Raw genomic sequence first — 11,590 nt, 5'->3', positions numbered from 1 at the left:
TGAGTTGCCCCAGATTTTTTGTTGCTGGAGAGGAATGTGCTAATGCAAGACCTGATCCCGTCACCGAAGCGCCAGGACTTACTGGGTTTAATTGCAGATCGAAAGCAGTCGTCTTGACGGCTTTCTGCTCGTCGCCCGTCAGCCTCGTGAGGCTATCGGTGAAGGTATCGGCGATACGAAACTCAGTCACGTGTTAGCGGGTGGGAGCTACGGCATCAAGGAAAGGGTGCTTTTCACCGAGCCGTGCGAAAAATTGTGGCGGATGAAATCCATCAGCAAGTTCTCGGAGGGCGTCAAGCGACAGAGAACTGCGAAGGCGCTGCGCGTTTTCGAGGACAAGCGCCACTCCGGCAGCGACACCCTCGAAGTAGTCGAAAAATTCCTTTCGAGATAAACCTGAAATCGAACCGAATCGCCGCCACAGTGTGGCTGGCGACGATGCATGTACTGCGCCAACCTTTGCCCGCCCCACAACGGACCCGACGGGAAGCTTTACATATACCCATACGGTAGTACCGGGGAGGACATTCATCGACCGGCGCCGCAGTTCAACCTGCTTACGTCCGGAGAAGATGTTATCTGCGTGACGCCGCGAGAGTGAGATGAGTATATGTTCGCCCTTAGCCATTGTTAAAAGCCTCCTTAAGGATTTGTTGTAGCTGAGCATCGGTAACGACGCGCGTAGTAATTAGATCGTTTGGGCGCCCGCACCCGATCCGCTTCAACGATTCAAGCGGAACATGCTGTGGCAAACGAAAAATGTTGTCGAACACCGTGACCGTCCTCATGTCCGATTTACCGATGCTGCCAAGACTCGTAGTGGTAAGCACCGATTGCTTCAAGTCCGATTCGTCGAGGGCGTCCGCGGGCTTTAGATACGCCTCTCGGACACGGGCAATGGCAACTACTTCACCGCTCCCGCCTTGCTTAGTCGACTCGTAAAATAGAATCAATGTGCCGCGTTTAAAGTGTTGCAGGGTACGAGGGCTGCTTAGGTAGTGGCGGTCGTGAAACAGCGACGCGGTTCCTCGCGCCAACAGCGAATACTGCGGCGAATGACCAAGGAGAGGCTCCGAAAAACTCTTCTGCACCGGAGTGATAACGGCTGGCCGACCTCGCAGGCAAAGGAGCGCTGGGGAAAGAAGTGTTTCCAGTACGTCCAACGCTACATGGGTTTGATTTCCGTCAGGTGTTAGCACCTGAATTTGCTGGCCCGAGCTTCGGTACGCTGGGATACCGCCGGGCAATTTAAGCCCCCACCTGGTTGACAGCTCTGTCTGGCTCGCGGCCCAAGTCTCCGCCGTCAACACTCTGCCGAGAACGAACTTACCGAGACAGTGTTGGTCGGGAGTGCCACAAAAGCCGAAACCAATAGCTAGATCGCGAAGAACCGATTGACGAGACGCTAACTCAAGTTGGATTTGCCGTGGCCCTAAGGGCGCCAGTTGCTCGAGCAGATAGATCAGTAACACCCGCGCTGCACTAGCCGCGTGACCGCTCGTCTCATCTACGGCGACGCGCGCAACCACCGTGTCACCCGAATCCTTTGCTGACCACATCAGGTAACCAAGTAGTGTAGCGCCGTCCCACACAGCCCGGCGATTCGCAACTCGTGCTTGTGCGCCCGTAGGCAACCATGTGGCGGCTATTGCGGACCCTGTTACACCAAGCTTGGACAGCAAGGAATGAACGGCTGATTCATTCTGGCTTGAGACATCCAGCAAAGCGAGCGTCGCATCTTCGGAAGCCTGGAATGAGTTCGTCGCGGACGATTGAGAGCTATCCAAGATGAAGGTGGCAGGCGATATGATCTCCACTCCATACTTCGATGCAATCTTGGGGGCCGCTGCCAGAATACTGCCGTCATTGGTAATGAGACCTGCTAAGTCATGCTGTATGACGGTCGCCACATGATGCAAATCGGAGTGTTCATTCGCTGTCAAACGCTCACTGCGCTTATCCGAAAATATTAGAGTAGTCAGTTCTGTCAGCAAAGCCGATGCATTGTCGCCCTTGGATAACGGAAATGATGGAAAAATCCTCAGATACGCTTCCATCGGATCAGTCTTTCCTTGATACGCTGTCCGGCGAAGTTCTTCTCGAATCTCGTTGCTGATCGCAAGCCGACAGAAACTCATGCGCTCCGCCTGGAAAAGGCTCAATGCGTCGTCGTGGCGCAGGCGTCGAGGCGCCAGATCAAACAGGACATTCAAGTCCAACAGGAACATCGGGACGACATCGGCTGATGAGACTCGCAGCCCAAGAGGGTTGTGCGCGGTTATGCCACTTGTCGGAAAGAGCTGCGGCGACTCAAGCTCGTGGCAACGCACCAGGATTTGTCTGTTGCGCGTAGTACCGCCTTGCTCAACGCGCTGAACGTAGAAATGCTGCTGATCCCAAAAGACGTTTGCCTCATCGAGGTCCTCTGCTACGCGGGCGTAAATCGAAGTGAAGCCATCTCCCGTGAGCGCGGCCTTCAGCCTATCAATTAGCTTCGTCGCCAATCCATGCCGGCGATGCTGCTCAAGCACGAATATCTGCACAACCTGTGCCCGTGGAAATCGCCGCTCAAACAGCAAATGACCGGCGTATAACTGGTCGTTAGATCGCTCCTCGATGAGAATGTATAGATGATCACGCCCGGCGAATTCCTCAAATACACTTGCAGGAAAAAAGCCAAGAGCATCGCGATGCGAGTCCGCTGCAGTACGCACCTCCTCCAAAAAGCGGGACGTATTGGCTAATCCAGTGACGACCTTAAATTGGTCAGATTCCTTTTGGGTCACGCGCATCCTGTCGCCATGCTGTTGCAGTAGCCATCGTCATCCCGTCACGCATTCGCCGTTGCCGGGTACAGTGGACTGCGGTTCATATTGTGCTTGAGCCAGTTTGTATATCCGTCGATCTCTGGACCCCCGAGATTGATCGCGTATTCGAGACCAAAGATTGCGATGACGGCAAAGCACTCAGATTCCGGCGTCATTAGGATTGTCCATTCATGCATTACTTCGTGCCGGCCAGCAGTGTCGTCGGCAAAAAGAAAATCTGCTGCATAAAGGTGACGGACATGGATCGGCCACAAGATCCTCAGACTTCCCCTTCGTGCGTAGGTGCGCAGCGCGTCGAGCTCTTGTTTGTCGACTATTTCATCGTTCCCTCCCGGAACTTCCAGACACCGCTGGGCCAGAACCTCCAACCCGACCTTGCCAATGAAGCGCGCTGTCGTCATATCGGCTGTCGGTTCCGTTGCGGCGGGCACGTACAGCGTTCCCCGTGATTCCCTACTTAGCGACGCGACCCAAGCGGCTTCGTCTTCGCCATCTGCGACAGCAATGGAAAGACTGCCGTCCTCCTTTGAATGAAATACATCAACCTTCGTTTGTGACTGCGCATGAAATCCTACTACGGACGGAATACGACCTTCCTTGTTCGGAACCCTCATCTCGAAGCGTGAACATCGGCCATAGAGCGACTCTAGAAATGGCTTCTCAACTTCGCGCGCAAAATAGTTGTTGCACTTGTCGCACACCCAACCTTTTGGCAGAACGTGCTTGGTGTTCCCTAAGGACTCCGAAAGGATGTGCTCTCGCGAAACGGAAGTTTCCGAAGGCGATTTGCAGAATATGCAGCGCATTTATCGTTTCAGCCAGCCGCAGTTCTTAGGGGTCAACTAATTAACCTTGAAGACCTTCATAACTTCATCGCCCAGGTGATTAATCACCTTAACCGCGATCCGGCCCGACTTTGGCTTATCGAAAGCGCGAGAAGTGTCGCTGTTCAGAGTCGTCCAAGCTTCTGCGTTTATCTCAGCCTTGAGCGTCGTCTTCAGTGCGCTGTACGGATCGTTGGCGCCGAGGAAGTACGCGTGGCGGACGAAGAAGCTTTCTTCGTTGTAGTCGGTGTCGATAAACCAACAAGCGATGCCTTCGGGACCATCACTGCGGACTTCGCCGGTTTGCGGATGAAATACATCGACGCCTTTTATCTTTACTCGTATCTTGCCGTCCTTTTCGGGAAGGATGGCAATGTCCGGCTCGCCAAAGATGACGAACAAATTCCCTTTGCCGGTATTCTTTAGATCGTCAGCCATGTGAAGGTCAGCGTTCATACGCGCCTTGAGTACGGGGATGCGGCCGAGCTTGCTGAACTCGGTCGCATGAGCCTCGTAATTGAAGGCGCAGGCAATGAGCACATCGAAATCTGCGTCACCGGCTTCACGCGCGGCTTCCACCAAGTCGGGCCGGGTGACTGTACCGAACTCCGGTCCGATGAATATTGCGGCGCGCTTCTCCGTCCCCGCTTCAGTATTGTCCTCGATGTAGCGGCCTTCAGCGCAGACTAGCTTTCCCGGCCAGGGCTTGAGCGCGATGAAGGAGATCCGGTCTTCCTTGTGCGCCTGTTGAACCCCGGCGGTCTTTAGATTCTCCAGGATCATCTGCGGGAAGGTCTGTTTTTCGATGTAGTCCCCACCGGGTTCGGCAGCGTGGTCGATCAATTCATCGTTCTCGTCCACCCCAAGCATGCGGTGCGGCGAGAGGCTCTCGACGGTGAACGGTCCAGCCACGCGGACAATTTGCTTGTCCTCGTAGGGCTTGTCGTAAAGATATTTAGGATCTGACTCGGCCTTAGCCGCTATGGAGGCGTCAATTTCATCCTGCCGATCTAATCGTTTACGCCACCATATGCGATGAAGTTCCTTGGCCTTTTCTGGCCAGTCTTTTTGTGCGCTAAGTGCAATTTCCCATTCTTCCCAGACCTTCTCGAGCGACTCGTTGAGCTTCTTCCGCAAAGGATCGAGCGTCACCTGATACCTTTCCCAGATCACGTCGATTTCCGCATTGCTTGCGATATCGCTTAACTGAATATGGGGCACTCGCTGATAAACAAAACCATGACGGATATCATTTAAAACAGGCATAGCTGATGGTTCTTTGCGCATAATTTCTGCTTCCTTCAACTGACCGCTCCGACTGTCAGCAAGAAGATAGTAAGGGTACCGTGCTCCCATGACCCGCGCTCTAGCTAAGGTCAGAGCAACTCGCGAAGTGTCAATCGTAATCCACCTCCTACCCCACTGCTCAGCAACCCGTGCTGTGGTACCAGCCCCACAGGTAGGATCAAGAACAAGGTCGCCAGGATCCGTCGTCATCAAAATTGCTCTTGAGATAACCTCGGTTGCGGTTTGAACAACATACACTTTCGGATCAGATCTGCTTTGAACTCCACCAATATCCGTCCAAACGTTCGAAATAACGGTGTTCCCTGAATCTGTCATCTTGCGCAAATAACGCGGAGTGTTACCTTGAATAAAAACTCGATGGGCACGCCATAATCTGACCCTACCAACACGATGAGTTTTCCAGTGTAGGCCCTTGGGACAGGGATAATTTATGCCATCGACAAAAAAATCATTGTCATCAGAGGCGCTCTCGTCCTGCGAAGTAATCTGATCTAGATCGACAAATTGTTCTCGGTTAATTACTGAATTGGCTAGGGCACCGAAAGTTGACACTTGACGGTATTTCGTAGCACCAGATTCGCCGGGAATTTTTTCCCGATATAGTCCATGGAATTTGGCTGCTAGTTTGCTTTTGGCGTACCACAACAGCGAATCATAGATAGAGGAAAGATAATTTGTTTCAAAACCAGTGGTAGTAGCAAAGGCAATTTCTGTTACAAAGTTCTTTTCGCCAAATACTTCATCCAAGAGTCCTCTTACCCGGTGCTTATTTTCGTCACCAATTTGAACAAATATTGAACCTCTGTCCGAGAGTAAGTCGCGCGCGACCGTGAGACGATCTCGCAAGTAGGTTAAGTAGGAGTGTATTCCATCACGCCAAGTGTCTCGAAACGCTTTAACTTGCTCTGGTTCTCTTGTGATGTGCTCGCTCTTACCGTCTGTAATGTCATTACTCGTAGTTGACCACTGAAAATTTGAGTTAAACTTTATGCCGTAGGGTGGGTCTAGATAGATGCACTGCACCCTTCCACGCAGTCCCTCGCGCTCAGCTAGACTGGCCATGACATGAAGGGAGTCACCGAGGATCATGCGGTTGGACCAATTTTGGTCGTGCTGGTAGAACTCGGTCTTGTCCACGCCTTTCGGGATTCCGTTGAAGTCAGCGAAGAGATCGGGCGTGATCTGTCCCGCCTCGTGCTGCCGCTCACGACTTTCGCGCATCAAGTCGTCAATCAGCGCCTTGGGGTGAACTTTCTCCTGAATGTACATCGGTGGAGCATGAACAACGAGGTCACTCCAGTCCTTGTCGTCCTTTCCACGCCAGACAAGTTGTGGATCGAGGTCGCGGTTGCGTCTTTCGTAGGCGACTCGAACCGGGTCTTGTTCCGTCTTCTGCAAAACGGATTGATATTCCGCGGTAGGAATATTTTTTCGCTTCGCCTCGTCGTGCTTCAGCGCTTCGACGGTCTTGGTGGAAGATTTTTTAGCCATGATTAGCGCTCATTGTTCCAGTCAGGGCTTCAGCCGATGCAGTATCGATCATTTTGTCGAACTCCGCTTTTATCTTGGCTTTGAAGTCTGACTCGATCTGGTAGATCTCGGTGAATTCGGCAAACGCCCAGCGACCATAGGTGTCGAGATTGTTCACACCGGGCACCCAGTAGGTTTCCATCGTGGATTTCTTTTCTTTCGCATCTTCGCGACGAAAACCTTTGATCTCTACAACTAGATGCAAAAGGTCGTTGTCGCCGTGGCCGTCATCTACGAGCACGATAAAATCAGGCAGGTACGTGCGCATTTCCGAACCGTAGCGGTAAGGCACTTCCAGCCCGAGATTGTGGTTCTTTACGTACGCGCGTACGCGTGGATGCGATTCGGCGACGCGACAGAATTCCGCTTCCCAGTCGCTATCGAGCACTACCCAGTTGATTTGGCAACGACGCGAGTCTGTTTCCCAGCGATCGGTTCTAGAGGTGTTGAAGCGGACATGTGCGGTAGATCCGACGGGGTTATAGGAATCGAGCACGGCCTTGATCGGTCGTTTACCAATCAACTCGCGCGTGATGCCTGCCATGATCCGCTCACAGGCCATGTCCGCCAGCGTCTTGTACTTAAGCTGCGCTGGATATGTGCCGCCTTTGCAGACCAGACATTTCTGATCGAGCCACTGCTTGACGATGCGCTTGAGCTGCCCGAATAGGTGCAGTTGTGGTTCTCTGTTGGTGTCGCGCCAGCGCGTCATCAGCAGATGCGAGGTCAGCTCGTATATGACCTGTGACGGTCGCACATCCCCAGTATGAACGAGGTTGAGGTCCACTGCTTCACCGATGATTCCGGAGTTCCGCGTCTCGGTGGCACCGACAAGATCGGGCGTGAGTTCAATCACGGAGTCTTCGTTGAACTTCGCTGTCAGTCGCTCCTCCGGTAACTCGGCACGATATCCCTCCACGCGCGGAAAGCGAATTTCGAGCGTGTCGCGGTCGGGACGCATAGCCTTGACTTGGACGGTTTCGCGCGGTGGCTGCGGCGGCGCTACCACCGGCTTGGCGGTAAAGTCGAACGGAATGCCGAGCACATCGGCGTATTCCACATCGAATAGGCTCTCTTCGTTCAGCTGATAGGACTGACGACGAAGAGCGCGGCCGATGACCTGTTCGCAAAGAAGCTGGGTGCCGAATGCACGCACGCCGAGAACGTGGGTAACGGTGTTGGCGTCCCAACCTTCGGTCAGCATGGAAACTGAAACTACGCAGCGAATATCGGCTCCGAGCCGCTTCGGCTTACCAACAGTGTTCATTGCCTCGCGCAGCAGGTCCTGGTCGGTGAGGTTATCCGCCTGGCGCAAGTCGCCCGTGCGCTCAACGATCTCGCGCCGGAACCGCTCGATTTCATCGGCGGCCATAGCGCGGAACTTGTCGTCCAACGCTTCTCCGGATTCCAATTGCTCACTGTCGATCAGCAGCGTTCTGGGTCGAGCAAGCGGGTTGCCGTGTTCGTCGTGGTTCTGAAACAGCGGCAAGCGGCCGAACACCAACTGACTGGAGCCGTCGTCGTTCTCCCGCTGGAAACCAGATATGTAGTCGTAGACCAGCTTGGAGGTGGAAGTGTTGTTGCAGACGACGATGAAGCACGGCGGCACCGACACCTTCTTTTCCACCCATAGCGCAAATGTCTTCTCGTAGTGTCCATACAGCGCGTCGAGGGCCGTCTGCAGTTGCGGCGGGAGATCAAGCGGATCGAGTACGTCCGCCTTTCCGCGACCTTTCTTGGGCATCTTCTTGCCGATGTGTTCCCACAGATTGCGGAACATTGGCATCTCGTTCCCCGGGATATTGTCCGCGATAGGAACGCGCGGCAGTTTGACGATGCCGGATTCAATTGCGTCCATAAGCGAGAAATCGCTCATGGTCCAAGGGAACAGCGTGCCTTCGGCATAGCCAGAACCACGCAAGAAGAACGGTGTGGCAGAGAGATCGACGACACGCGAAATTCCGAGCTTACGGTTAACGGTTTCTAGGCCGGAAATCCAAACGCGGGCTGCTTCGTTATTCTTCTGTGCTTCCTTTTTCTCGTCGCCCTTTAGGTCTTTATCCTCTTCGGCGCCCGGTTTCTCGCGGTAGCAGTGGTGAGCTTCGTCGTTGAGGACGAGAATGTTCTTCAGGCCCATAAGATCGGGCATCACACGCTGCAACATCTGCCCTTCGGTTTCCAACGTATTCAGTTCTTCACCTCGCCCTTGAAGCAGCGAACGGCCACCCTTTGAAAGCTCGATGCGCTCTCGAAGTTTAAAGGCGTGAAAGTTGGTTATGACGATCTTTGCCCGGTTTAAGTCCTCCAACATGTCGCCAGGAACCAGCTCAAGGTTTCCGTAGTAGCTGTCCGGGTCGTTGGGCTGCAGAACTCTCAGCCTATCCTTAATAGTGAGACCCGGCGTTACGACAAGAAAGCCGCGCGCGAAGCGCTTGCTCTGTGGCCGCCTTACCGCGTTAATGGTTTGCCAGGCGATGAGCATCGCCATGACGGTGGTCTTGCCAGCGCCCGTTGCAAGTTTTAGCGCCAGGCGCATCAGCTCCGGATTCGCGTCGTTATTGGCGTTTGCGAGGTGAGCGATTAGGCCCTTTCCCGCCTTACCCACCTGAGGGGCAACCTCTGTTAGCCAGATAGCAGTTTCGGCCGCTTCTATCTGACAAAAGAAAGGACGGAAATCATTGAATCCGTGATGTCGCCAATGTTGAAGGAGCCGCGCTGTTTCTGGTGTTACACGCCAGTCGTTTGAAGGCAATTGCCGCCAGCGATCCACCTGCTCCCGCACAGTCTGAATGATGGCCGTGTGGTCATACCGTTGTTCTTCGGTCGAGAGTCCTTTACCTTCGTCGAATTGCAATGCCGCCTGTTCAACCGATCCTTTGCGCTTTTTCGGTTTCGGAATCGGCGTAATGAAATCAGCACGGCGGCGCTTCTCAATAATCTGCTGAGTTGGCTGACCTTCTTCATCCAGTTCCCAATGGCGCAAAGGATATGCATAAGGAGTATTGAGGACGGGTTTTTCGAAAAATGGATTTTCCATTATTAGGTTTTTTGGAGAAGTAGTACCAAAGCCTCCTTCAATCCTTTTTTATTTCTTGGGAATCCTACACCTGGGTCTCGGCTTATACCATGATGAGAATAAGGCGCGCGGAATCTGTGCTTGAAAAGCCGGGGGGCGACTTGTATTCAACCTTCGCGTTTCTTCGTCGCGCGGCCGCGGCTGGGCAGCAGTTCGAACAACCACTCGGCGACGATGTTGGCGCGGATGACGCGGATGGCGAGCGCCGTCGGCGAGATCGGCCGCACCAGCCGGGTTTCGCGCAGGCGCGGCAGGAAGACCGACACCACCACCGCGCGCGCACGCGTTTTTACCTGACCTAGGCGGGCGGGGGCGATAAACCGGATCAGCAAGCCTTATGCGGCGCGTTTGATTGACTTCACCGCCAGCCGAATATGTTCAGACACCTGAAGCGCTTTGATGATGCCAAACAGGCTTGCGGCGGTGGGGTTGCCGCGCGGCCCGAGCATGCGTTGCAAGCTCGCGGCGCGCGGCTATGCCGTCACGCGCTACGTCTACCCGCCGCTGGCCGGATTTCAATGCCTTGCTGGGCTTCACGCCGTTATGTTTTTTTGCATTGCTTGCCATGCGCAATATTCGGAGAGTCGCAACCGGTAACGACTGACGTTGCCTTCGTGAAGATGTGCGAGGTCTTCGATAGCCAAGTCAACCACGTGATCCAGGTCTTTATTCGGCACCAGCGATTGCGCCACTTCGCGCACAGCGGCTGCACTCGGGCGTTGCTGCCCGCGAACAATCTCGCCGATGATGCTGATCAGGGCTTCGCGATAGCGCAGGCGCACGGGATTGGGTTCGGCAACGGTTTCCCGGATGGCGAGATAGCGTTGTGACGAGCGCTCGTAGGCCCACACAAATACGTCGCGCAATAGGGATACCTGCTTCAGCTCATAGACGCCGAGCGTACCTTCTACATAAGCCTTTTCGGGGACATCGATGAATGACAGCGGACAGAGATTGTGTCGGATGAGTGATATGTTGGCACCAAGCCGCGATACCCGCTTGTTCACGTCCAAAAAAGGTTGCAGATAGGGGATATGTACCATGATGAAAAATGCCTGCTCGAATGGGTCCTTGATCGCGTCGGCTTTTTCCAGAATCAGATGAAAGTACTGTTCGATCTGTTGCGGGATGCCGAGCGGATGAAACACCGTTCCACTGACCTCAACGATGCGATTGCGCAGACGCCCACTCTCGCCTGGATCGGCCAACAAGTTTGCTGACAACAGGGCGTGCAGATTAAGAAAAGTGAAGGAATTGAAACCAATCTCTTCGACCTGCTCTACCAGTAACTCGATGGCATCCTTGTGGTTCAGGATCATCTGCGCTTCACGCCGATCCTTGCCCTCGGCCGCCTGGCCGTGCTCGATCAGGTTCTGGGTGTCGAGGCGGGTGTAGGTGTTTCCCTCCAGCCGACTAGACGCCCACGATAAATCGATCAGCAGGCGATTCAGGATGTCGCGGGCATAAGTACCGGCCGGCCGTGGGCCATCGGGCGAGCGACCGATCCGGTGCAGGTGATCGCGGATCGCCGATGACAGGTAATGGGTCTCGTTCGGCTGATATGATTCCAGGAAAACGCGGTCGTAACCGACGGGCTGTCGCTGCTGGATAGACTGCCGCACGTAGTTAATAACATCCTGGCTTTCGGCTGAGATCGGTACATAGGCCTCAATTTCCTTTGCAGCTCCGGCGCCGGTGGCATAGATATCAATGCTTCCGAGCGCCCGGTACACGCGGGCCCTGCCTTCTCCCTTTGCTGAGATGTGGCGTTTTTTGATCAGCTTATTCAGGCGACGTTGCAGTGTGCGGCGACTAACGATCTTGGCCAAGGTCTTGGACAGATCGACGATGCCAACACCCTCCCGATGGCGGGCAATCTCTGCCTCTATGCGGGCGTCCAAGTCTTCACGCAGTCTTTTTGGCATGATTTAGTATTTCTTTTGGCGCAATTTATATTTAAAAATAGTCTTAATTTATGTCTAAATTATAAATAACACGCCAAAATATTAGTTTTATTGGCGCGA

The 11,590-nt window shown here is 54.0% G+C and carries 8 protein-coding genes; all 8 read right to left on the bottom strand.

All coding sequences use genetic code 11. The features are described from left to right. Nucleotides 1-193: 193 nt before the first annotated feature. The 8 genes from WD823_RS04790 to WD823_RS04755 all read right to left on the bottom strand — a co-directional run bounded on the left by WD823_RS04790 (nucleotide 194) and on the right by WD823_RS04755 (nucleotide 11,491). A complete protein-coding gene (locus WD823_RS04790; protein ID WP_368428345.1) occupies nucleotides 194-628 on the bottom strand; it encodes a transcriptional regulator in 435 nt (144 codons plus the stop codon). After that, nucleotides 621-2,786 carry a GNAT family N-acetyltransferase gene (locus WD823_RS04785; RefSeq protein WP_368428344.1) on the bottom strand — a complete coding sequence of 722 codons (2,166 nt, stop codon included), beginning with the start codon at nucleotides 2,784-2,786 and terminating at the stop codon, nucleotides 621-623. Before WD823_RS04785 ends, WD823_RS04790 begins: the two co-directional genes overlap by 8 nt. A 44-nt stretch (nucleotides 2,787-2,830) precedes the next feature. Further along, nucleotides 2,831-3,634: an HNH endonuclease gene (locus tag WD823_RS04780; protein ID WP_368428343.1), complete on the bottom strand. Its 804-nt coding sequence runs from the start codon at nucleotides 3,632-3,634 to the stop codon at nucleotides 2,831-2,833. Between the two features lie 36 nt (nucleotides 3,635-3,670). Further along, nucleotides 3,671-6,451, bottom strand: a complete 2,781-nt coding sequence (locus tag WD823_RS04775) for a site-specific DNA-methyltransferase (RefSeq protein WP_368428342.1) — start codon at nucleotides 6,449-6,451, stop codon at nucleotides 3,671-3,673. Continuing rightward, nucleotides 6,444-9,527, bottom strand: a complete 3,084-nt coding sequence (locus WD823_RS04770) for a BPTD_3080 family restriction endonuclease (RefSeq protein WP_368428341.1) — start codon at nucleotides 9,525-9,527, stop codon at nucleotides 6,444-6,446. Before WD823_RS04770 ends, WD823_RS04775 begins: the two co-directional genes overlap by 8 nt. Nucleotides 9,528-9,673: 146 nt before the next feature. Further along, the gene (locus tag WD823_RS04765; protein ID WP_368428340.1) at nucleotides 9,674-9,898 is read right to left on the bottom strand and encodes a hypothetical protein; all 225 of its coding nucleotides are present in this window, start codon (nucleotides 9,896-9,898) and stop codon (nucleotides 9,674-9,676) included. Nucleotides 9,899-9,901: 3 nt separating this feature from the next. After that, on the bottom strand, nucleotides 9,902-10,024 hold the full coding sequence (locus WD823_RS04760) for a hypothetical protein (RefSeq protein ID WP_368428339.1): 123 nt from the start codon (nucleotides 10,022-10,024) through the stop codon (nucleotides 9,902-9,904). 75 nt (nucleotides 10,025-10,099) lie between these two features. Next, nucleotides 10,100-11,491, bottom strand: a complete 1,392-nt coding sequence (locus WD823_RS04755) for a Fic family protein (protein WP_368428338.1) — start codon at nucleotides 11,489-11,491, stop codon at nucleotides 10,100-10,102. Nucleotides 11,492-11,590: the final 99 nt, after the last annotated feature.

The sequence above is a fragment of the Sulfuricaulis sp. genome (assembly GCF_040901545.1).
Lineage (GTDB): Bacteria > Pseudomonadota > Gammaproteobacteria > Acidiferrobacterales > Sulfurifustaceae > Sulfuricaulis.
The sequence above is the reverse complement of the archived record's forward strand: the minus strand, read 5'-3'. Positions and strand labels throughout refer to the sequence as shown.

Bases quoted from the DNA above. Each gene is read 5' to 3' on its own strand.
- WD823_RS04790 (WP_368428345.1), bottom strand. From the start codon at position 628: ATGGCTAAGGGCGAACATATACTCATCTCACTCTCGCGGCGTCACGCA.
- WD823_RS04780 (WP_368428343.1), bottom strand. From the start codon at position 3,634: ATGCGCTGCATATTCTGCAAATCGCCTTCGGAAACTTCCGTTTCGCGA.
- WD823_RS04770 (WP_368428341.1), bottom strand. From the start codon at position 9,527: ATGGAAAATCCATTTTTCGAAAAACCCGTCCTCAATACTCCTTATGCA.
- WD823_RS04775 (WP_368428342.1), bottom strand. From the start codon at position 6,451: ATGGCTAAAAAATCTTCCACCAAGACCGTCGAAGCGCTGAAGCACGAC.
- WD823_RS04755 (WP_368428338.1), bottom strand. From the start codon at position 11,491: ATGCCAAAAAGACTGCGTGAAGACTTGGACGCCCGCATAGAGGCAGAG.